This window comes from Streptacidiphilus monticola (assembly GCF_042658505.1).
GTDB lineage: Bacteria > Actinomycetota > Actinomycetes > Streptomycetales > Streptomycetaceae > Streptacidiphilus > Streptacidiphilus monticola.
Map to the genome: position 1 here is coordinate 24,020 of NZ_JBHSQJ010000009.1, position 21,109 is coordinate 45,128.

General features: G+C 73.6%; 19 protein-coding genes and 1 riboswitch. Of the genes, 15 read left to right on the plus strand and 4 right to left on the minus strand.

Annotated elements, in window-relative coordinates; genetic code table 11:
- From mfd to ACFP3V_RS02915, 5 genes are all read left to right on the plus strand, one after another.
- Positions 1–3,511, plus strand: a 3,511-nt coding sequence (gene mfd / locus ACFP3V_RS02895; RefSeq protein WP_380579317.1) for a transcription-repair coupling factor, incomplete at its 5' end; no start/stop codon positions are given.
- Between the two features lie 1,240 nt (positions 3,512–4,751).
- Complete coding sequence (locus ACFP3V_RS02900; protein WP_380579319.1) at positions 4,752–5,711, plus strand: hypothetical protein; 960 nt, start codon at positions 4,752–4,754, stop codon at positions 5,709–5,711.
- Positions 5,712–5,801: 90 nt separating this feature from the next.
- Positions 5,802–6,419, plus strand: coding sequence for a SurA N-terminal domain-containing protein (locus ACFP3V_RS02905; protein ID WP_380579321.1), 618 nt, complete (start codon positions 5,802–5,804; stop codon positions 6,417–6,419).
- Between the two features lie 50 nt (positions 6,420–6,469).
- The gene (locus ACFP3V_RS02910; protein WP_380579323.1) at positions 6,470–7,510 is read left to right on the plus strand and encodes a nucleoside triphosphate pyrophosphohydrolase; all 1,041 of its coding nucleotides are present in this window, start codon (positions 6,470–6,472) and stop codon (positions 7,508–7,510) included.
- Positions 7,503–8,180, plus strand: a complete 678-nt coding sequence (locus ACFP3V_RS02915; RefSeq protein WP_380579325.1) for an endonuclease V — start codon at positions 7,503–7,505, stop codon at positions 8,178–8,180. Before ACFP3V_RS02910 ends, ACFP3V_RS02915 begins: the two co-directional genes overlap by 8 nt.
- A gap of 86 nt (positions 8,181–8,266) precedes the next feature.
- Here ACFP3V_RS02915 and ACFP3V_RS02920 read toward each other — a convergent pair whose 3' ends face one another.
- A complete protein-coding gene (locus tag ACFP3V_RS02920; RefSeq protein WP_380579327.1) occupies positions 8,267–8,899 on the minus strand; it encodes a hypothetical protein in 633 nt (210 codons plus the stop codon).
- 48 nt (positions 8,900–8,947) lie between these two features.
- Complete coding sequence (locus tag ACFP3V_RS02925) at positions 8,948–10,420, minus strand: amino acid permease (RefSeq protein ID WP_380579329.1); 1,473 nt, start codon at positions 10,418–10,420, stop codon at positions 8,948–8,950.
- Positions 10,421–10,573: 153 nt separating this feature from the next.
- Between ACFP3V_RS02925 and ACFP3V_RS02930 the strand changes: the two genes are divergently transcribed.
- The gene (locus tag ACFP3V_RS02930) at positions 10,574–11,344 is read left to right on the plus strand and encodes a FadR/GntR family transcriptional regulator (protein ID WP_380579331.1); all 771 of its coding nucleotides are present in this window, start codon (positions 10,574–10,576) and stop codon (positions 11,342–11,344) included.
- Entirely contained in the window at positions 11,311–11,991 is a 681-nt protein-coding gene (locus tag ACFP3V_RS02935; RefSeq protein WP_380579333.1) for a cache domain-containing protein, read from the plus strand. The genes ACFP3V_RS02930 and ACFP3V_RS02935 overlap by 34 nt, the downstream gene beginning before the upstream one ends.
- A 154-nt stretch (positions 11,992–12,145) precedes the next feature.
- Here the strand turns inward: ACFP3V_RS02935 and ACFP3V_RS02940 are convergent, their stop codons facing one another.
- The gene (locus tag ACFP3V_RS02940) at positions 12,146–12,949 is read right to left on the minus strand and encodes an SDR family NAD(P)-dependent oxidoreductase (protein WP_380579335.1); all 804 of its coding nucleotides are present in this window, start codon (positions 12,947–12,949) and stop codon (positions 12,146–12,148) included.
- 232 nt (positions 12,950–13,181) lie between these two features.
- On the opposite strand from ACFP3V_RS02940, the gene ACFP3V_RS02945 reads away from it, so the two are divergent.
- Positions 13,182–14,441 (plus strand): cytochrome P450 family protein, encoded by a 1,260-nt coding sequence (locus ACFP3V_RS02945; protein ID WP_380579364.1) that lies wholly within the window; start codon positions 13,182–13,184, stop codon positions 14,439–14,441.
- Here the strand turns inward: ACFP3V_RS02945 and ACFP3V_RS02950 are convergent.
- Positions 14,438–14,656 carry a hypothetical protein gene (locus ACFP3V_RS02950; RefSeq protein ID WP_380579337.1) on the minus strand — a complete coding sequence of 73 codons (219 nt, stop codon included), beginning with the start codon at positions 14,654–14,656 and terminating at the stop codon, positions 14,438–14,440. The two genes, ACFP3V_RS02945 and ACFP3V_RS02950, sit on opposite strands and share 4 nt — an antisense overlap.
- Before the next feature lie 150 nt (positions 14,657–14,806).
- On the opposite strand from ACFP3V_RS02950, the gene ACFP3V_RS02955 reads away from it, so the two are divergent.
- The 7 genes from ACFP3V_RS02955 (at position 14,807) to ACFP3V_RS02985 (ending at position 20,815) form a co-directional block, all read left to right on the plus strand.
- A complete protein-coding gene (locus tag ACFP3V_RS02955; RefSeq protein ID WP_380579339.1) occupies positions 14,807–15,685 on the plus strand; it encodes a GntR family transcriptional regulator in 879 nt (292 codons plus the stop codon).
- Positions 15,686–15,688: 3 nt separating this feature from the next.
- Positions 15,689–16,357, plus strand: a complete 669-nt coding sequence (locus ACFP3V_RS02960; RefSeq protein ID WP_380579341.1) for an HAD family hydrolase — start codon at positions 15,689–15,691, stop codon at positions 16,355–16,357.
- 195 nt (positions 16,358–16,552) lie between these two features.
- Positions 16,553–16,672: riboswitch (cyclic di-AMP (ydaO/yuaA leader) on the plus strand.
- 3 nt (positions 16,673–16,675) lie between these two features.
- Entirely contained in the window at positions 16,676–17,356 is a 681-nt protein-coding gene (locus tag ACFP3V_RS02965; RefSeq protein WP_380579343.1) for a transglycosylase family protein, read from the plus strand.
- 164 nt (positions 17,357–17,520) lie between these two features.
- Entirely contained in the window at positions 17,521–18,801 is a 1,281-nt protein-coding gene (eno, locus tag ACFP3V_RS02970; protein ID WP_380579345.1) for a phosphopyruvate hydratase, read from the plus strand.
- A gap of 151 nt (positions 18,802–18,952) precedes the next feature.
- Positions 18,953–19,336 (plus strand): FtsB family cell division protein, encoded by a 384-nt coding sequence (locus ACFP3V_RS02975; protein WP_380579347.1) that lies wholly within the window; start codon positions 18,953–18,955, stop codon positions 19,334–19,336.
- Positions 19,337–19,358: 22 nt separating this feature from the next.
- A complete protein-coding gene (locus ACFP3V_RS02980; protein ID WP_380579349.1) occupies positions 19,359–19,904 on the plus strand; it encodes a DUF501 domain-containing protein in 546 nt (181 codons plus the stop codon).
- 2 nt (positions 19,905–19,906) lie between these two features.
- Entirely contained in the window at positions 19,907–20,815 is a 909-nt protein-coding gene (locus ACFP3V_RS02985) for a Ppx/GppA phosphatase family protein (RefSeq protein WP_380579366.1), read from the plus strand.
- The last annotated feature ends 294 nt before the right edge of the window (positions 20,816–21,109 follow it).

A 21,109-nucleotide genomic window follows, 5' to 3' on the forward strand; every position in this document is an offset into this window, starting at 1 on the left:
CGCCGGGGACGCGAGGCCGCTGGACCTGGTCGGTCCGCCCGCCGCGCGGCCCTTCGCCGTGGCCGTGCTGGCCCGCGCGCTCGCCGCCGAGGCGGGCCGGCGCGGGCGGCCCGTCCTCGCCGTCACCGCCACCGGGCGGGAAGCCGAGGACCTCGCCGCCGCCCTGCGCTCGCTGCTGCCCGCCGACGCGGTCGCCGAGTTCCCGGCCTGGGAGACGCTGCCGCACGAGCGGCTCAGCCCCCGCTCGGACACGGTGGGCCGCCGTCTCGCCGTGCTGCGGCGCATCGTCCACCCCGCCGCCGACGACCCGAACGCGGGGCCGCTGCAGGTGGTCGTCGCGCCCGTGCGCAGCGTGCTGCAGCCGCAGGTGAAGGGGCTGGCCGATCTGGAGCCGGTGAGCCTGAGGCTGCGTCAGGAGGCGGATCTGGACGACCTCGTGGAGCGCCTCGCGGCCGCCGCCTACCAGCGCGTCGAACTGGTCGAGAAGCGGGGCGAGTTCGCCGTCCGTGGCGGCATCCTGGACGTCTTCCCGCCGACCGAGGAGCACCCGCTGCGGGTGGAGTTCTGGGGCGACGAGGTCGAGGAGATCCGCTACTTCAAGGTCGCCGACCAGCGCTCCCTCGAGATCGCGCAGCACGGCCTGTGGGCGCCGCCCTGCCGCGAGCTGCTGCTGACCGACGAGGTGAGGGCACGGGCCGCGGAGCTGGCCGCCGAGCACCCCGAGCTCGCCGAGATCCTGGACAAGATCGCCCAGGGCATCGCCGTGGAGGGCATGGAGTCGCTCGCACCTGTCCTGGTCGACGACATGGAGCTGCTGCTCGACGTGCTGCCGCAGGGCAGCATCGCCGTCGTCTGCGACCCGGAGCGCGTGCGCACCCGGGCCGCCGACCTGGTGGCGACCAGCGCCGAGTTCCTGCAGGCGTCCTGGGTGGCGGCCGCCGCCGGCGGCGAGCGGCCGCTGGACGTCGGCGCGGCCAGCCTCTGGGCGCTCGCGGACGTCCGCTACCACGCGCGGGAGATCGGGCTGCCCTGGTGGTCGCTGAGCCCCTTCGCCGCGGACGAGGTGGAGACCGAGACCGGCGCGGACACGCTGCTCCTGGGCATGCACGCGGTCGAGGCCTACCGCGGCGACACGGCCAGGGCCATCGCCGACTGCAAGGGCCGGCTCGCCGAGGGCTGGCGCGTCGTGCTGGTGACGGAGGGTCAGGGGCCGGCCTCCCGCATCGTGGAGATGCTGTCGGGCGAGGGCATCGGGGCCCGGCTGGTGCCGGACCTGACCTCCGCACCCGAGCCGGACGTCATCCAGGTCTCCTGCGGCTCGGTCGAGTTCGGCTTCGTGCACGAGGGCCTCAAGCTCACCGTGCTCACCGAGACCGACCTGTCGGGGCAGCGCTCCTCCACCAAGGACATGCGGCGGATGCCCTCCCGCCGCCGCAACGCCATCGACCCGCTGGCCCTGCGTGCCGGCGACTACGTCGTCCACGAGGCGCACGGCGTCGGCCGGTACATCGAGATGGTGCAGCGGACCGTGCAGGGCGCCACTCGCGAGTACCTGGTGCTGGAGTACGCGCCCGCCAAGCGCGGCCAGCCCGGTGACCGGCTGTTCGTGCCGACCGACCAGCTCGACCAGGTCACCAAGTACGTCGGCGGCGAGGCCCCCTCGCTGCACCGGCTCGGCGGCGCCGACTGGACGAAGACGAAGGCCAGGGCCAAGAAGGCGGTCAAGGAGATCGCCGCGGACCTGATCAAGCTCTACTCCGCGCGGATGGCCTCCCCCGGCCACGCCTTCGCCCCGGACACGCCCTGGCAGCGCGAGCTGGAGGACGCCTTTCCCTACGCGGAGACGCCGGACCAGCTGTCCACCATCGCCGAGGTCAAGTCGGACATGGAGAAGTCCGTCCCGATGGACCGGCTGATCTGCGGCGACGTCGGCTACGGCAAGACCGAGATCGCGGTCCGCGCCGCCTTCAAGGCGGTGCAGGACGGCAAGCAGGTCGCCGTGCTGGTGCCGACGACGCTGCTGGTGCAGCAGCACTTCTCCACCTTCTCCGAGCGCTACGCCAACTTCCCCGTGGTGGTGAAGGCGCTGTCCCGGTTCCAGACCGACACCGAGGCCAAGGCGGTGCTGGAGGGGCTGCGCGAGGGCAGCGTGGACGTCGTCATCGGCACGCACCGGCTGTTCTCGTCCGAGACGAAGTTCAAGGACCTGGGCCTGGTCATCGTCGACGAGGAGCAGCGCTTCGGCGTCGAGCACAAGGAGCAGCTGAAGAAGCTGCGCGCCAACGTGGACGTGCTGACGATGTCCGCGACGCCGATCCCGCGCACGCTGGAGATGGCGGTCACCGGCATCCGCGAGATGTCCACGATCACCACCCCGCCGGAGGAGCGCCACCCGGTGCTCACCTTCGTCGGCCCCTACGACGAGAAGCAGATCGCCGCGGCGGTCCGGCGCGAACTGCTGCGCGAGGGGCAGGTCTTCTACATCCACAACCGGGTCGAGTCCATCGACAAGGCGGCGGCCCGGCTGAAGGAGCTGGTCCCGGAGGCGCGGATCGCCACCGCGCACGGGCAGATGACGGAGACGGCGCTGGAGAAGGTCGTCGTCGACTTCTGGGAGAAGGAGTTCGACGTCCTGGTGTCGACGACGATCGTCGAGTCGGGCATCGACATCTCGAACGCCAACACGCTGATCGTCGAGCGTGGCGACACCTTCGGCCTGTCGCAGCTGCACCAGCTGCGCGGGCGGGTGGGCCGCGGCCGCGAGCGCGGGTACGCCTACATGCTGTACCCGCCGGAGAAGCCGCTGACGGAGACCGCGCACGAGCGGCTGGCGACCATCGCCCAGCACACCGAGATGGGCGCGGGCATGTACGTCGCGATGAAGGACCTGGAGATCCGCGGCGCGGGCAACCTGCTCGGCGGCGAGCAGTCCGGGCACATCGCGGGCGTCGGCTTCGACCTCTACATGCGGATGGTGGGCGAGGCGGTGGCCGAGTTCCGCGACCAGCTGGCGAACGGCGGGGAGCCGGAGGAGGAGCCGCTCGAGGTCAAGATCGAGCTGCCCGTCGACGCCCACGTCCCGCACGACTACGCGCCGGGCGAGCGGCTGCGGCTGCAGGCGTACCGGTCGATCGCGGCGGTGAACTCGGAGGACGACATCGCCCAGGTGCGGGCGGAGTTGACGGACCGTTACGGAAAGCTGCCCGAGCCGGTGGAGAACCTGCTCCTGGTGGCCGGCCTGCGGCTGTTCGCGCGGCGCTGCGGCATCTCGGACATCACGCTGCAGGGTCAGTTCGTCCGCTTCGGTCCCGTGGAACTGCGCGAGTCCCAGGAGCTGCGGCTGCAGCGGCTGTACCCGCGGACCCAGATCAAGCCCGCGACCAAGCTGATCCTGGTGCCCCGCCCGACCACCGCCCGGATCGGCGGCAAGCCGGTGGTCGGTCGCGAACTGCTGAGCTGGTGCACGGAGTTCCTCTCCACGATGTTCGACGAACTGGCCGCCGCGAAGTAGCCCCGGAACGGGCGGGAGCCCCACTCGCCCCGCCCGTTCCCACCACCCGCGGCTCCGCCGCCCTCGGCCCGGTCCCTTGCCCCGACGGCCGGTGGGACGCACCGGCCCTCGGGCCCGGCCTCCAGCGCGGGGCGCCTTGCGGGCCCCGGGGTGATGGCCGTGTGGGAGGCCCGGCCTTCGGCCCCGGGCCTCTGGCCGATACTGCCGTCGGCGCGGGCCTTGCGGGCATCCGCGTGGCGGCCGTGTGGCGAGGCCCCGGCCTCGGGTCTCTGCCTGATGTTCGGGCGGCCTGGGGGATGCACCGGCCCTCGGGGTCGGCCTCCTGCCATGGGCCTGGGGTGCCCTGCGGGCTACGGGGTTGCGGCCGTGTGTCGGGGGCCCGGCCTCCGGCCCCGGGCCGTGCCTGATGCTCGGGTGGTGGGTGGGTGGCGTGTCCCGGCCCTGGGAGGCGGGCCTTCGGCCGTCGGCGCGGGCGCCTTGCGGCTACGGGGTTGCGGCCGTGTGTCAGGGGCCAGGCCTCTGGCCCCCTGCCTCCGGTCCCCTGCCTCCGGTCCCCTGCCTCCGGTCCCCTGCCTCCGGTCCCCTGCCTCCGGTCCCCTGCCTCCGGTCCCCTGCCTCCGGTCCCCTGCCTCCGGTCCCCTGCCTCCGGTCCCCTGCCTCCGGTCCCCTGCCTCCGGTCCCCTGCCTCCGGTCCCCTGCCTCCGGTCCCCTGCCTCCGGTCCCCTGCCTCCGGTCCCCTGCCTCCGGTCCCCTGCCTCCGGTCCCCTGCCTCCGGTCCCCTGCCTCCGGTCCCCTGCCTCCGGTCCCCTGCCTCCGGTCCCCTGCCTCCGGTCCCCTGCCTCCGGTCCCCTGCCTCCGGTCCCCTGCCTCCGGTCCCCTGCCTCCGGTCCCCTGCCTCCGGTCCCCTGCCTCCGGTCCCCTGCCTCCGGTCCCCTGCCTCCGGTCCCCTGCCTCCGGTCCCCTGCCTCCGGTCCCCTGCCTCCGGTCCCCTGCCTCCGGTCCCCTGCCTCCGGTCCCCTGCCTCCGGCCCCCGGCCCCCGGCCTCCGGCCTCTGCCTGTGTTCAGGCGGCTCGTGGGCTGTCGGCCCCCGGCGCCGGGAGGCCTGTGGGATGTGTGGGGTGGGGGCCGTGCGTCGGGCCGGGAGCCGGTGCGTGGGCAGCGTCGAGGCTGCTTCGTGGGGCCGCTCGGGGCGGCCGGTGGGCGGTGCGGGGAGGGGGCGGGCAGGGCCTAGGCTCGGGGTATGGTTCTCGGTCTGGTTGCGGCGCTTGCCGCCGCGCTCTGCTTCGGTCTGGCGATGGTGCTGCAGGCCCTGGGTGCGCAGCGGCACGCCCCGGCCGAGGAGGGCGGCGGGCTGGCGGGCACGGCGCGGGCGATGCTCAACCTGCCGTACGCGGCCGGGCTCGCCCTCGACGGGCTGGGGTTCGTCGCCCAGCTGGTCGCCCTGCGCTCGCTGCCGCTCTACGTCGTGCAGGCCGCCCTCGCCGGGGCACTCGCCGTGACCGCCGTCGCGGGCGCCGCACTGCTGCGCATGCGGCTCGGGTGGGCCGAGTGGGCCGGCGTCGCCGGCGTCTGTGTCGGGCTCGCCGTGCTGGGGGCAACCGCGGGCGCCGAAGGGCACAAGCAGCCGGGCACCGCCTTCCACTGGGCCCTGCTCGGGGCCGTCGTCGTACTCGCCGCCGTCGGCGCCGCCGTCTGGCGGATCGGGCGGCCGGGTCTGCGGGCCGCCGTGATGGGGACGCTGTGCGGCCTCGGCTTCGGCGTGGTCGGGCTCGCGGTGCGGGTGCTGCCGAGTATCCGGCTGTGGCATCTGGGCCCGCTGTTCAGCGACCCCGCGACCTACGCGCTGCTGGCCGCAGGGGCCGTCGCGTTCGTCTTCATGACGGAGGGCGTGCGCGGCGGGCGGGTCACCACGGCCACGGCCGCGATGGTCCTCGGCGAGACCGCGCTGCCCGCCCTGCTGGGCGTCGTGGTGCTCGGGGACGCCACCCGCGCGGGCCTGGTGCCGCTCGCGCTGGCGGGTTTCACCCTGGCGGTCCTCGGCGCGCTCGCGCTGGCCCGCTTCGGCGAGGTCGAGACGGGGAGCGCAGAGGCCAGGACCGCGGACGGGGCCAGGACCGCGGACGAGGTCACGACCACGGACGGGGCCGAGGGGCGTGCCGCCGGGCACAAGGCCGGGCGGGCGCCCGGACACGCCGGTTGACGCAGGACCTCTGTTGTCACGGACGCACCGTCCGTAAGCTGGCGCCGACCGTCGTCCAGAGAGCTGTGGTCCCACTGGGAGGCAAGTGCCGTGCGCCGTCGTCCCGTTCTCGTCCTCGCCGGTGCGGGGGCCGTCCTCGCCGCGCTGAGCGCCTGCTCCGGCACCGCGCAGACCGGCGCCGCCGCCGTCGTCGGCGGTCAGCGGATCACCGTGGCCTCGGTGGAGGCGCAGGTCGCCGACTACCGCGCGGCCGTCGGCCAGGCCACGGCGGTCTCCTTCGCCGAGCGCGTGGGCCAGGCGGACCCGCAGCGGACGCTGGACCTGCTGATCCAGGACCGGGTGGCGCAGGGCGCCCTCGCCCGGGCCGGCCTGACGGTGACTCAGGGCGAGATCGACCGCGCCGAGGCCGCCTACCAGCAGCAGTTCGGCAGCCGCGAGGCGCTGGCCGCCGCGCTGGCCAAGAACGTCGGGGTGTCCCCGAACGACCTGGACGTGTGGATGCGCCTGATGATCGCCCAGGACAAGCTGCTGCGGGCGGCGGGTGTCGATCCCAACGACGAGGCGGCGCGGCAGGCGGGCTGGTCGAAGCTGCTGGCCGCCGAGGGGAACCGGCTGGGCGTCAAGGTCAACCCGCGCTACGGGAGTTGGAGCCCCGCCGCCGACCGGGCGATCGGCCCGGCCGCGCAGCCCTGGCTGAAGAGCGCCTGACCCGGACCGGCCGGCGGCGGACTGTCGGCGGCAGCGGGTAGGTTCGGGGCGTGGCAGCGAACGACGAAACCCCCGGGACCGAGGCAGCCGAGGCAGCCTGCGCAACCGTCGAGCCGGCGGGGCGGCTGGTCCTGCTCGACACCACCCACCGGATCGCTCCGGGCCTGCTCTCCTGGCCCGCGTGGCAGACCTTGCACGCCGCCGACCGGGTGCTCGGCGTCGAGCCGGAGCACCCCCAGCTGCCCGCGCTGCGCGCGGCGGGGGTGGCGGTGGAGCTGCTGGAGGTCGAGCCGTACGCGCTGGCCCGCACCCTGGCGGAGGCGGCCGCGCCCGGGCGCTCCGTCGTCTGGCTCACCAGCACGGACGGCGACCCGGGGCTGACGGACGCGCTGGCCCGGATCGCGGTGGAGCAGTCGGTGCAGCCCGTGCCGGAGATCGAGGTGCTGCCCGGCTCCTGGGACCTGCCGGGCTACCGGCTGCTCGACCTGGTCTCCGTGATGGACCGGCTCCGCTCGCCCGGCGGCTGCCCCTGGGATGCCGAGCAGACCCACGCCTCCCTGGTGAAGTACCTGGTGGAGGAGGCCTTCGAGCTCGTCGAGGCGATCGAGGAGGAGGATCGTGCCACGCTCCGCGAGGAGCTGGGAGACGTGCTGCTGCAGGTGTTCTTCCACGCCCGCATCGCCGAGGAGCACGAGGCGGACCCCTTCGACATCGACGCCGTCGCGGGCGGCATCGTCGAGAAGCTGATGTACCGTCACCCGCACGTCTTCGGTGACGTGCACGCCCCGACGGCGGAACACGTCTCCGCCAACTGGGAGACGCTGAAGGCCGCCGAGAAGCAGCGCGACTCGGTCGTCGAGGGCATCCCGCTGGGCATGCCCGCCCTGGCCCTCGCCGCGAAGCTGCACGGCCGGGTGCGCAAGGCCCGCCTGGACGTCCCGCTTCCCGCCGACGACACCCCCGGCGCCCGCCTGCTCCGCGAGGCCGCCGCGGCGGCCGACACGGGCGTCGACCCCGAGGACGCCCTCCGTGCCGCCGCCCGCGCCTACCGCGACGCGATCCGCGCGGCGGAGCGTGCCGCCGGTGACTGAGCCGCCCGCCTCCCCGGAGGTCGCCGAGGCGATCCGGGTGCAGGAGCAGTTGCGGTCCCGCTGGGAGCCGGCGGCCTGGGCCGGGCCCGCGCCGCGGACCCTGGCCGGTGTGGACGTCGCCTACGACGGGACCGGTGAGGCCGAGGACCGGGTGGCCGCCGCGGTGGTGGTGCTGGACGCGGCGACCCTGGAGGTGGTGGACCAGGCCACCGCTGTCGGGACGGCGGGGTTCCCGTACCTGCCCGGGCTGTTCGCGTTCCGTGAAGTGCCGTCCCTGTTGCGGGCGTTGGAGCGGCTGACGGTCACCCCGGACGTCGTGCTCTGCGACGGGCAGGGGCTTGCTCATCCGCGGCGCTTCGGGCTGGCCTGCCACCTGGGCGTGGTCACCGGCCTGCCGGCGCTCGGCGTCGGCAAGACGCCGCTGCTGGGCACCTGGACGGAGCCAGGGCCGGAGCGGGGCGACTGGTCGCCGGTCCTGGACGGGGGCGAGACGGTGGCGCGGATGCTGCGCACCCAGCCCGGGGTCAAGCCGGTGACGGTCTCCGTCGGGCACCGGGTGGACCTGGACGCCGCGACGCGGTTCGTGCTCGCCGCCGCGCCGCGCTACCGGTTGCCGGAGACCACCCGGCTCGCCGACCGGCTCAGCTGCGAGGCGCTGCGCGCGGGCTGAGCCCGGCGGTGCGCGGAGCCGCCGGCCGAGGGCCGGGGACAGGAGGAGTGCCGGGCCGCGGCGACCGGGGATGGGCTGACCCGGCGTCAGCCGGTCAGCTGGACCAGCCAGATGAGCAGGGCCAGCGCCAGCGACAGCAGGGACAGCGCGCCCAGCCCGCAGAAGCCCCAGGCGCCGGGGATCGCGAGCACGCGCCGGCCGCGGCGGACGCCGTGGACGCGGACGGCGCCCGCGCCCAGCGCGGCCAGCCCGGCCGCGCCGCTCTCCAGGAGGGCGGCGTCGGCCAGCCGGGGGTGCACGATGGCGCCGTCCGGGTCCAGACGGACCGTCAGCGGCCGTCCGGGCTGGGCGTCCTGGGACTCCAGCGGGACCGCCGAGCGCAGCAGGGTGAGCCCGTCGTCGGTGGACAGGTCCCCGGTGCACAGCCGCCGGTCCCGGCCCGTCTCGTCGGGGGAGGGGATCTGCCGGCATGCCGAGGCGACGTAGACGGCGGCGATGCCGCGCCAGCCGAGCTGGGTGGCGACCGCCCGGGCGGGCAGCGCCACGGCCCAGGCGGTGACGGCCAGCAGCGCGGCGGCGAGCAGCAGGTCCAGCAGCAGACCGCCGGGCCCGCCCCGGGTGCCCGGCCGCCCCGGCCGGTCGCCTGGTGGTGCCGGACGGCGGCCGGGCCAGGCGACCTGCCTGGGCACGCGCAGCCGCGCCGCGTCGTCGATCTTCATGGGTCCTCCAGTGGGGGAGGACGCTCACGACGGGCCGTCAGTTGCCGCTCAGGCGCGGTCCTCTGCCGAGACATTCTCCTTCGGCCGGACCAGCAGCAGGTACGCGGCCCCCGCGGCGGCCACGATGCCGACCGAGATCGGCACCAGCCAGCGGTCGAAGAAGCCGGTGCCGTTGGGCGGGGTCTTCACCGAGAGGACCACGATCGCGGTGACGCCGTACACCAGCGCGGCCACGTTGACCGTCCAGCCCCAGCGGCCCAGGGTGAACGCCCCGGCGGGACGCCAGCCGCGGGCCCGGCCGATGATCGAGGCCAGCACCACCGACTGGAAGCCGATGTAGATGCCGACCACCGAGAAGGTGATGATGCGGGTCACCGTGGCCGACGGCAGGAAGGCCAGCGCCGCCGGGATCACGGCGGTCACCGCCGTGGCCGCCGGGGGCATGTGGAAAGTGGGGTGCAGCTTGGCCAGCACCCGAGAGCCGACGATGACGCCGTCGCGGGCGTAGGAGTAGACGAGCCGGGTGGCCGCGGCCTGGATGGCCAGCGCGCAGGAGACGTAGCCGACGACGATCAGCGCCAGCGCGAACTTGCTGCCCACCGTGCCCAGCGAAGCGGCGAGCACATCTCCCAGCGGGTCGGCGCTCCTGCCGCTGACGACCGCCCCGAAGTCGGGCACCGCGTAGATCAGGCCGAGGGTGAGGATCACCGTGGCCACCGCCCCGACGCCCAGCGTCATGCCCATCGCCCGGGGCACCTTGCGCGAGGGGTTCTTGACCTCTTCGGCGATGTCGCCGCAGGCCTCGAAGCCGTAGAAGATCCACACCGCGAAGAGGCAGGAGGCCAGGAAGGCACCCAGGTAGCCGCCGCTGCCGCCCGCGCCGTAGCTGTGGAAGACGGCGGTGACCGGCTGCTTGTGATGGAAGAAGAGCAGGTAGAGACCGAGCACCACGGTCCCGGCCACCTCGGCGAAGACGCCGACGTTGGCGACGAAGGCCAGCCGCCGGACGCCCAGCAGGTTGACCAGCGCCGAGAAGAGGATGACGACGACCGCGGTGACCACGGTGCTGGTGTGGCTGACCCGGTAACCCAGCAGCGGGCCCGCGTAGTTGGCGATGGGGTAGGCCACCGAGGCGATGGTGACCAGCAGGGCCCAGGTGTAGAGCCAGCCGGAGAGCCAGGCGTAGCGGGGGCCGACCAGCCGCTTGGCCCACTGGTAGATGCCGCCCGCCAGCGGGTACTGCGAGGCGACCTCGGCGAAGGTCAGCAGCACCAGGCCCTGGCCGAGCAGGACCAGCGGGACGGTCCAGAAGAAGGAGGGGCCGCCGGTGGCGAGTCCGTAGTCGAACACGGAGTACACGCCGACCAGCGGGGACAGGTAGGTGAAGCCGACCGCGAAGTTGGACCACAGGCCCAGGGCCCGGGTCAGCCGCGGCTTGTAGCCGAGCGCTTCGAGCTGCGCCGCGTCGGCGGCGTCCTGGTCGAGCACGGGTGCCTTGTCCGTGCTCACGGCCTCGCTCATGGGCGGAACCTTTCCGGGGGCGGGAGGAGTTAGCAAAACATATGAAGCCAGATGTCATATGGCAATGGGTGCTGCGGCCCTTCCCCGCGCGGAGGCCGCCGGGGCGCTCCGCCCGGGCATCTGCCGAGACCGACCTGTGATGGGATGTGAGGTGTGAACCGCCTCTCCAGCGCCGCCCGGCGCGCCGTCTTCGCGCCCCTGGAGAGCGAGCCGCGCGTCGACGCCGTGGCCCGCCGCCTCGGCGACGCGATCACGCTGGGCCTGCTCGCGGACGGCGAACAGCTGCCCGGGGAAAGCGACTTGGCGTCCCAGCTCGGCGTCGCCACGGTCACCCTGCGCGAGGCGCTGGTGGTGCTACGGCAGCAGGGACTGGTCCTCACCCGGCGCGGCCGGGGCGGCGGCACCTTCGTCCAGGCGCCCGCGGACTCCCTGGAACACCGGCTGCGCACCCGCCTCGCCCGCCACCGCCCGGAGGAACTCCGGGAGTTGGGCGACCACTACGCCGTCGTCGCCGGCGCCGTCGCCCGCCTGGCCGCCGAGCGCGCCGACGCGCACGATCTCGCGGCCCCGCGCCGCAGCTGCGCCGAGTTCGCCGCCGCCGAGGACCCGGCACTGCGCGCCCGGCTGGACGGCAGGCTCCACGTCGAGATCGCCGCGGCCGCCCAGTCGGGGCGGCTGACCCGGGAGGAGATCCGTTTCCAGACGGAGCTCGGACCGCTAACCTGTCTCGCGTTCACCCGGGCCGAGGCCCACCGGACCGCGGACGACGACCACGCCGCCCTGCTCGACGCCATCGCGTCGGGGGACGGCGAGCGCGCGCGCCGGCTCGCCGAGGAGCACGTGCTGCGGTCGGTGCGGCTCCTCATCGCACTCCGACTGGACGACACGTCATGGGAAGCAGCGCCGGCGCCGGCACCGAGATGACCGGAATAACAGCGGTACTGGACTCCGTCTTCGCCGAGGTGGACCTGGTCCGCGCGGCGACGGCGGAGCTGTTGGCCCGTCGTCCGCGCCCCCGGCTCGGGCAGTTGGCCGCGCTGCGGCGGCTGCTGTGCGCGCAGCTGGACGCTCACCCGCTGCTGGCCGGGACCGGCTTCGTGGCCGCGCCCGGGCTCCTCGCGGACGCCCCCTCGGGCCTGGAGTGGTGGCTGCGCGGCGAGGAGGGCGCGCCGACCCCGCTGCACCTGGACCTGGACCCGACGACGTCCGCGTACGCGGACTACACGCACTGGGACTGGTTCACCGTCCCGCGCGAGACGGGGGAGCGGGCGGTGACGGGGCCGTACGTCGACTACCTGTGCACCGACGAGTACAGCCTGACCCTGGCCGCCCCGGTGCACGCGGCGGACGGCTCCTTCGCGGGCGTGGCGGGGGCGGACATCTACCTGCGCGACTTCGAGGCGGCGGTCCTGCCCCTGCTGCGCGCCTCCGGCGCCCCGTGCTGCCTCGTCAACTCCCGCAACCGCGTCGTGGCCTCAACGGCGGTCGCCTTCCCGGCGGGCACGTTGCTGCGGGACAGAGCGCCTGACGGCATCCCGGCCACCAGCCTTCAACTCCTCCACCTGCCTTGAGTGGCAGGCCCCGCCAGGGGCGCGGGGAACTGCGCGACCAGCCCACCACTCGGGGAGGTCCGTCCCCGATCAACGGTCGAACCTCCGTGAGTGGTGAGTTGCTCGCGCAGTTCCCCGCGCCCCTGGCGGCTACGCCGCCTGAAGGGCCCCGCAACTAACTGGTGAGACCCAGGGTGGGGCCGAGGCCGGAGACGGCCTTGCGGAGACCGGAGAGCCAGCCGTCGCGGTCGAGGGCGCGGCCCTGCTCGAACTTGGAGACCTCCGGGTGAGGGAGGATCAGGAACCGCTCCTCGGCCAGCCCTTGGACCACCACCTCCGCGACCTGCTCCGGGCTCACGATCTCGCCGAAGGCACCCAGCACGGACCGCACCGCCGCGTTCTCCGTCATGTGCGTGTCGACGCCCTGCGGGCACAGCGCGCTGACCCTGATGCCCTGGTCGCCGTAGGCCACCGCCAGCCACTCCGCGAAGGCCACGGCGGCGTGCTTGGTCGCGGTGTAGGCCGCGTCCCCGGGCATCTGCAGCAGGCCCGCGGCCGACGCGGTGTGCAGCAGGTAGCCGCGGCCGCGCTTGAGCATGCCGGGCAGCACCGCGCGGGCGGCGTACACGTGGGCCATCACGTTGACGTCCCACACCGCCTGCCACACCTCGTTGCCGACCTCGATTCCGCCGCCGGATCCGATGCCCGCGTTGCTGACGAAGAGGTCCACCGGGCCCAGGTGCTTCTCGGCCGTCTCGACGAGCGCCTGGACGTCGCTCTCGCGGGTCACGTCGCTGCCCACGCCCACGGCTCGGCAGCCGGCCCGGTCCAGCTCCCCGGCGAGGTCCTCGACGCGCTCGCCGTCCAGGTCCGCCAGCAGCAGCCCGCGCGCCCCCTCCGCGGCGAACCGCCGCGCCAGCGCCGCACCGATCCCTCCGGCCGCCCCGGTCACGACGACTACCGCACCCGCGATCTCCATGCCCCGACTCTCCTCCCACCAGGCCCGCACCGCCCTGATCGTTCCCGGGATCGTAGGCACTCGAACCCGCGCAGCGACAGGGCGCGGACCCGCGTCCCGGCGTCGCGAATGTCACACCCGGCCGCACGGGCCCACGGGACAGCCCCCGGGCCCCCGGTGACGGGCCGTCACCCCGCGGCGCGGCCCCGTGCGGGGAAGGCGGCGTCCGCACGGCTAACGTCGGGGGGTGCACATGCCGTCCTCGCCGCCGCCCGCCGACCGGCCCGAGCTCTTCTCGTGGGAGTTCGCGGCGAACCCCTACCCCGCCTACGCCTGGCTGCGCGAGCATGCGCCCGTCCACTGGACGACGCTGCCGAGCGGCGTCGAGGCCTGGCTCGTCACCCGCTACGCCGACGCGCGTCAGGCGCTGGCGGACGCACGGCTGAGCAAGAACCCCGCGCAGCACAGCGGCCAGGCTCACCGGAGCGGGCGCGTGGGCATCCCGGGGGAGCGGAACGCGGAGCTGATGACCCATCTGCTCAACATCGACCCGCCGGACCACACCCGGCTGCGCCGGCTCGTCTCCAAGGCGTTCACCCCGCGCCGGGTGGCGGAGTTCGAGCCGCGGGTCCGGGAGCTCACCGACCGGCTGATCGACGGCTTCGCCGGGCGCGGCGAGGCGGACCTGATCCACGAGTTCGCCTTCCCGCTGCCCATCTACGCCATCTGCGACCTGCTCGGCGTCCCGGCCGAGGACCAGGACGACTTCCGCGACTGGGCCGGCATGATGATCCGTCACCAGGGCGGCCCCCGGGGCGGCGTGGCCCGAGCGGTGAAGCGCATGCGGACCTACCTGGCCGACCTGATCCACCGCAAACGCGCCGACCTCGGCGAGGACCTGATCTCGGGGCTGATCCGGGCCAGCGACCACGGCGAGCACCTCACCGAGAACGAGGCCGCGGCGATGGCGTTCATCCTGCTGTTCGCGGGCTTCGAGACGACCGTCAACCTCATCGGCAACGGCCTCTACGCGCTGCTCACCCATCCGGCGCAGCGCGCTCGGCTGCAGTCCGCACTCGCCGCCGGGGACACGGAGCTGCTGGGGACCGCGGTCGAGGAACTGCTGCGCTACGACGGGCCGGTGGAGCTGGCGACGTGGCGCTTCGCGACCGAGCCGCTGACGCTGGCGGGCCAGCAGATCGCGGTCGGCGACCCGGTCCTCGTCGTGCTCGCCGGGGCGGACCGCGACCCGGCCCGGTTCGACCGGCCCGACGTGCTGGACCTCGCCCGGCGGGACAACCCGCACCTGGGCTTCGGGCACGGCATCCACTACTGCATCGGCGCCCCGCTGGCCCGCCTGGAGGCGCAGGACGCCATCGGTGAGATCCTGCAGCGCCTCCCCGACCTGCAACTGGCCGCCGCACCAGAGGACCTGCGCTGGCGGGGCGGCCTGATCATGCGGGGTCTGCGGCAGCTGCCGGTGCGGTTCACCGCGGAGGGCGGCGACCGCTAGGAGGTTCGGCTCCCCGGCAGGGTGATCCGGAGGGCGAGATGGCCGGTCACGAAGAGGACCAGGCCGATGGCCAGGACGAGCCGGCCGAAGGAGCGGGACTCACCCCGAAAGGCCAGGGCGAGCAGCGCGACCAGGACCGCGGTGGCGTCCAGGCCGGGGTTGAGCTGGAGCAGCAGGTCGAGGACCCACTCGGCGAGCTTCGATGGAACTTCCATCAGTCACCTCCCCTGTCTGACGAGGTTCTGCCCGAGCTGTACAGGCGCATAACCTGTCCAGTTGACGGGTAGACAGGTTCCGTTTCCGCCTGGTCACTTGGGTGCCGGAGTAGGCTCGCGCGCAGGCGGACCGAGGAGGTGCCGAGCGAGATGGCGTCCAAGGAGATCAGGCAGCGGATCGAGGGGCGGATCGCCGAGGGGGAGTGGGGCAGCGGCACGGCCCTGCCGTCGGAGGGCGCGCTGGCGGAGGAGTACGGGGTCGCCCGGGCCACCGTCCACAAGGCGCTGCAGGAGCTGGCCCGGGACGGCCTGATCGTCACCCGCCCGGGCAAACGCGCGGTGGTCACCCGGGCGCACCTGCCCAGGCAGGTCCGCGCCGAGGGCGGCGAGGGGCATCCCGGCACGCTCGAGGTGCTCGGACGGCACCTGGACCGGGCCCTGGCGGAGGGAACGCTGCGGGTGGACGCCCTCTGCGTCACCTCGGAGTCGCTGGTCAACGCGTTGGAGACGCAGCTGATAGGGGTGCGGGCCCGCCGCGACCGGCTCCGGGAGTTCCACGTCCGGCTGCTCCTGTGCGACTTCGCGGCGACGCCGACCTACCCCCGGCTGGTGGTCGACCCGGCCGACCGCCGGCCGTTGGACCGGCTGCGCCGGATCGGGGCCAACCAGGTCGACGCCCTGACCAACGCCGCCCGAACGCTGTGGACCTACCAACTGGTCGACAGCGAGCCCGTGGTGGAGGTGCGGACCGTGCCCTTTCCGCCGATGGCCAAGTTGTACGTGCTGAACCAGGACGAGGTGCTGGAGGGCTGGTACGAGCTGATCGAGCGCGAGGTGGAGGTCGGCGGCCACAACCAGCGGCTGCTGGACGTCGCGGGGCTCAGCAGCCGGCTGTTCGCCCGCCGGCGCCACCCCGTCCTGGACAACCACATCGACAGCCAGTACGTCGACGCGGCCCAGGAGTTCTTCGACTCCTGGTGGGGGCAGGCCGAGCCGTACGGTGTGTCCCTGGAACGACAACGGAAGTGACCTGTGACCGCACCACTGCCGGCCGCCGTCCTGCTCGACTTCGACGGCCCGGTCTGCTCGCTGTTCGCCGGGCGCCCGCCGGCCCTGGCCGCCCGGCGCATCGCCGACCTGCTGCGGGACGCGGGCCTGACTCCGGCTCAGGAGCGGGACCCGCATGCCCTGTTGGCGGGGCTCCCGGCCGGCCGGCTCGCCGCGCAGGCGCACGGGCTACTGGAGCAGGAGGAGCTGGCGGCCGTCCCCTCGGCGGAGCTGACGCCGGGCGTGGAGCAGGCGGTCAAGGAGTTCTCGTCGGCGGGTGTGCGCCTCGCCGTGGTCAGCAACAACGCGTCGGCGGCGGTCGAGGCGTTCCTGCGGGGCCGCCCGGTGCTGGAAGAGGCCCTGGCCGGACGGGTCTTCGGACGGGACCCGGATCCGGCGCGGATGAAGCCCTCGCCGTGGCCGCTGCGCCGGGCGCTCGCCGCCCTGGGCATGGCCGACCGGCCCGGTGACTGCCTTTTCGTGGGGGACAGCGAGGCTGACTGTTTGTCAGCGGAGGCGGCTGATGTCCCCTTTGTCGGGCTCTACGGCCATGTGCCGAAACGCCGCGCCCGCCTGCTGGCGGCGGGCGTGCCGGAGACGCGCCTCCTGCCAGACTGGAACGCCCTGAACATCCCTGTGGGAACATGCTTCTGACGGGCTGTCGCAAGCTTCAAACACAAAGGGGCACTTTGTGATGTGTCTCGCGCGAAGGGTGTCGAAGCTTGTGATTTCCATACCGGTCTGCTTAGCCTCCCATCCGTCCGCTTTCGCGGAGACCGCCCTGCGGGACGCCGAGTCCTGTCCACCGGAGGGCGGACGTCGAGACACGACCGGGCAGGAGCGGGGGACCCAGGTAAGTCGCCGGTGCGGAGCAGGAGCGCACGGCTAGGGGTGAAGGCGCGCACGCGCCCGGGCTACCTCACGGCCCGAACCCGACAGCTCACCTCGCAGGCGTCGGAGAGGGATTCCGTCATGCTCTCTGGCATTCTCATGTCCGGCAACGGCCGCCATCGCAAGGTGAAGCAGACCCGGATGAAGGCCGTCGTCGCCACCACCAGCGTCGCGGGGGCCGCGATCGCCGTCCCGCTGATCGGCGCCGGCAGCGCCCAGGCGGCGTCCGTGTCGACCTGGGACAAGGTCGCCCAGTGCGAGTCGGGCGGCGACTGGTCGATCAACACCGGCAACGGCTACTACGGCGGCCTGCAGTTCTCCGCCTCCACCTGGCGTGCCTACGGCGGCGGCGCCTACGCGGCCACGGCGAACCACGCCACCAAGGGCCAGCAGATCGCGATAGCCGAGAAGGTGCTCGCCTCACAGGGTCCCGGCGCCTGGCCGGTCTGCGGCCCCCGCGCGGGCCTGACCCGCGGCGGCGCGCCGGCGAACGTGTCGACCGCGTCCTCGCACAAGTCGACCAGGAAGAAGACCACCAGCCACAAGAGCACCGGCCACGGCACCGGCCACGCGAAGACGACCACGCACCGCGCCGCCCCGTCCGGCCACGGCACCTACACGGTCCGCCCGGGCGACACGCTGTCCGCGATCGCGGCCGCGCACCACGTCCCCGGCGGCTGGCACGCCCTGTGGGAGAAGAATCGTTCCGTCATCGGCGGCAACCCCAACCTGATCCAGGTCGGGCAGCACCTGAAGCTCTGACGCGCTGACACACCGTCACGTGGGCGGCCCCGCCCGGCCGGCAGATGAACTACCGGTGGGTAGGGCCGCCACCACGTGAGACAGGCCGTGGGCGCGAGTGGTCCGGGACGGTCCTGCGGCTAGGCTCATGACGTAACAACGCCGAATCCTCAAAGGAGCCAGTTGTGCCGTCCATCGACGTCGTCGTAGCTCGGGAGATCCTCGACTCGCGAGGCAACCCCACGGTCGAGGTCGAGGTCGGCCTCGACGACGGCAGCACCGGCCGTGCCGCCGTTCCGTCCGGCGCCTCGACCGGTGCGTTCGAAGCCCTGGAGCTTCGTGACGGGGACAAGTCCCGCTACGGCGGCAAGGGTGTGGAGAAGGCCGTCCTGGCCGTCATCGAGCAGATCGGCCCGGAGCTCGTCGGCTACGACGCCACCGAGCAGCGGCTGATCGACCAGGCGATGCTCGACCTGGACGCCACCAAGGACAAGTCCTCGCTCGGCGCCAACGCCATCCTGGGCGTCTCCCTCGCCGTGGCCCACGCCGCCGCCGAGGCCAGCGACCTCCCGCTGTTCCGCTACCTGGGCGGCCCGAACGCCCACGTGCTGCCGGTCCCGATGATGAACATCCTCAACGGCGGCTCGCACGCGGACTCCAACGTGGACATCCAGGAGTTCATGATCGCGCCGATCGGCGCCGAGTCCTTCGCCGAGGCGCTGCGCTGGGGCACCGAGGTCTACCACCAGCTCAAGGCCGTGCTGAAGGCCCGCGGCCTGTCCACCGGCCTGGGCGACGAGGGCGGCTTCGCGCCGAACCTGGAGTCCAACCGCGCCGCGCTGGACCTGATCATCGAGGCGATCAAGGAGGCCGGCTACGAGCCCGGCCGCGACATCGCCCTCGCCCTGGACGTCGCCGCCTCCGAGTTCTACAAGGACGGCGCCTACGTCTTCGAGGGCCAGAACCGCACCGCCGCCGAGATGAGCGCCTACTACGGCGAGCTGGTCGCCAACTACCCGCTGGTCTCCATCGAGGACCCGCTGTTCGAGGACGACTGGGACGGCTGGAAGACCATCACCGCCGAGCTGGGCGACAAGGTCCAGCTGGTCGGTGACGACCTGTTCGTCACCAACCCGGAGCGCCTGGCCCGCGGCATCAAGGAGGGCGCGGCCAACGCCCTGCTGGTGAAGGTGAACCAGATCGGCTCGCTGACGGAGACGCTGGACGCGGTGGAGCTGGCCCAGCGCAACGGCTACCGCTGCATGATGAGCCACCGCTCGGGCGAGACCGAGGACGTGACGATCGCGGACCTCGCCGTGGCGGTGAACTGCGGCCAGATCAAGACCGGCGCCCCGGCCCGGTCCGAGCGCGTGGCCAAGTACAACCAGCTGCTGCGGATCGAGGAGATCCTCGACGACGCCGCGGAATACGCCGGCCGGGGCGCGTTCCCCCGCTTCAACGGGTAAGTCGCAAGCCCCTTGGGGGCGCGAGGAACTGCGCGCCCAGCTCACCACTCGCGGAGGTCCGGCCCCACCTGCGGGACGGACCTCCGCGAGTGGTGGGTTTCCCGCGCAGTTCCTCGCGCCCCTGGAGGTGCGGCCTCACCTTGGAGGGAACGTGGCACGTCGACCCAGGCTGACGGGGCGGGCAGCGCTGCTCGCGCTGGTGCTGGTGGCGCTCGTCGCGGCACTCGCCTACCCGACCCGGCAGTTCATCGCGCAGCGGTCCGAGATCGCCGCGCAGCGCTCCGCCGCGCAGAAGGCGCAGGCCAGTGTGGACGAGCTGCAGCGGCAGAAGGCGCGGTGGCAGGACCCGGCCTACGTCGAGGCGCAGGCGCGTGCCCGTCTCCACTTCGGCTTCCCGGGTGAGACCCTGTACTCCTCCGTCGATCCCGCGGCAGCCGCCGCGGTCGGCGCGAGCCCGCAGCCGCAGGCCGCGGGGCAGCCGTGGTACCGGAGCCTGTTCGACTCGATCGACGCGGCGGACACGGCTGGGCACTGAACAACGCACCGAGAAAGCAGACATGACGCAGCATCAGCCCCCCGCCGAGGGCGTCTCCGAGGCCGACCGCGCCGCGATCGAGGCACAGCTGGGCCGGACGCCGCGCGGCCTGCGGGCCGTCGCCCACCGCTGCCCCTGCGGGCTTCCGGACGTCGTCGAGACGGCCCCCCGGCTGGAGGACGGCACGCCGTTCCCCACGTTCTACTACCTGACCTGCCCGCGGGCGGCGTCCCTGATCGGGACGCTGGAGGCGGACGGGATGATGAAGGAGCAGACGGCACGCCTCGCCGAGGACGCGGAGCTGGCCGCGAAGTACCGTGCGGCGCACGAGGACTACATCGCCCGGCGCGACGCGGTCGAGGTGCTGGAGGGCTTCCCGAGCGCGGGCGGCATGCCCGACCGGGTGAAGTGCCTGCACGTGCTCGTCGGCCACTCGCTGGCCGCGGGCCCCGGCGTCAACCCGCTCGGCGACGAGGCCCTGGAGGCCCTGCCGGAGTGGTGGCTCAAGGGCCGCTGCGTCTGCGCGGAGCCGCAGGACCCGGTGGCCGGGAGCGGGGGAGAGGCATGAGCGTGCAGCGGGTCGCCGGGATCGACTGCGGGACGAACTCGATCCGCCTGCTGGTGGCGGACGTCGAGCCGGACACCGGGGCGCTCACGGATCTGGACCGGCGGATGACGATCGTCCGGCTGGGGCAGGGCGTGGACCGGACCGGGCGGCTCGCGCCGGAGGCGCTGGAGCGGACGTTCGCCGCCTGCCGGGAGTACGCGCAGGTGATCCGCGAACTGGGCGCGCAGCGCCTGCGGTTCGTGGCCACCAGCGCCAGCCGGGACGCGGAGAACCGGGACGAGTTCGTGGCCGGCGTCCGCGGCATCCTGGGGGTCGACCCCGAGGTGGTCACCGGGGACGAGGAGGCGGAGCTCTCCTTCACCGGCGCCACCAAGGAGTTGGCGGGTCGGGGCGGTGGCCCGTACCTGGTCTTCGACCTGGGCGGCGGGTCCACCGAGTTCGTGCTCGGCTCCGACCACGTCGAGGCCGCGCGCAGCGTGGACATCGGCTGCGTCCGCCTGACCGAGCGTCACGGCGCGGACTGGGCGGCCATGCGCGCGGACATCGAGAAGGCGCTCGACCTCGCTGCCGAGACCGTGCCGCTGACCACCGGGGCGACCCTGGTCGGGCTGGCCGGCACGGTGACCACCGTGGCCGCGATCGCGCTGGGTCTGCCGGAGTACGACAGCCAGGCGATCCACCGGTCCCGGATCCCGGTCGCGCAGGTGAGGGCGGTCGCGGAGCGGCTGATGCACGCGACCCACGAGGAGCGCGCCGCCATCCCGGTGATGCACCCCGGCCGGGTCGACGTCATCGGCGCGGGCTCGCTGATCCTGCTGTCGATCATGGAGCGGACCGGTGCCCGGGAGCTCGTCGTCAGCGAGCACGACATCCTCGACGGCATCGCCTGGAGCACCCTCTCCCGGGCCTGACCGGGGCCCGAAACGCCCAGGTCACCCCTGACGCGCGCGTCCCCGGCGAGAAAGTTCGTGAATTTCTTCACATGGAGTTCCGCTCGCCGGGATGCACGCAAGGTGACGTTCGCCCGAATTGTGGGTCCAAAGGTGACGGCGCGTCACCATCGCTTGTATCGCAGGTGTTACGGCGATTTCGCACACACAATCGCAACGCGTGCGGCGACCTGCGGCTTTTTGTGCATGGGTTCACAAGCGCGCGATCTGCCGGGGTGTGGGCCGCGTAGTATAGCACGGGGTGTCCAGCACCTT

Coding starts and splice junctions, on each gene's coding strand:
- ACFP3V_RS02900 (WP_380579319.1), top strand. CDS start 4,752: ATGGTTCTCGGTCTGGTTGCGGCGCTTGCCGCCGCGCTCTGCTTCGGT.
- ACFP3V_RS02920 (WP_380579327.1), bottom strand. CDS start 8,899: ATGAAGATCGACGACGCGGCGCGGCTGCGCGTGCCCAGGCAGGTCGCC.
- ACFP3V_RS02925 (WP_380579329.1), bottom strand. CDS start 10,420: ATGAGCGAGGCCGTGAGCACGGACAAGGCACCCGTGCTCGACCAGGAC.
- ACFP3V_RS02935 (WP_380579333.1), top strand. CDS start 11,311: ATGGGAAGCAGCGCCGGCGCCGGCACCGAGATGACCGGAATAACAGCG.
- ACFP3V_RS02940 (WP_380579335.1), bottom strand. CDS start 12,949: ATGGAGATCGCGGGTGCGGTAGTCGTCGTGACCGGGGCGGCCGGAGGG.
- ACFP3V_RS02945 (WP_380579364.1), top strand. CDS start 13,182: ATGCCGTCCTCGCCGCCGCCCGCCGACCGGCCCGAGCTCTTCTCGTGG.
- ACFP3V_RS02950 (WP_380579337.1), bottom strand. CDS start 14,656: ATGGAAGTTCCATCGAAGCTCGCCGAGTGGGTCCTCGACCTGCTGCTC.
- ACFP3V_RS02955 (WP_380579339.1), top strand. CDS start 14,807: ATGGCGTCCAAGGAGATCAGGCAGCGGATCGAGGGGCGGATCGCCGAG.
- ACFP3V_RS02965 (WP_380579343.1), top strand. CDS start 16,676: ATGCTCTCTGGCATTCTCATGTCCGGCAACGGCCGCCATCGCAAGGTG.
- ACFP3V_RS02980 (WP_380579349.1), top strand. CDS start 19,359: ATGACGCAGCATCAGCCCCCCGCCGAGGGCGTCTCCGAGGCCGACCGC.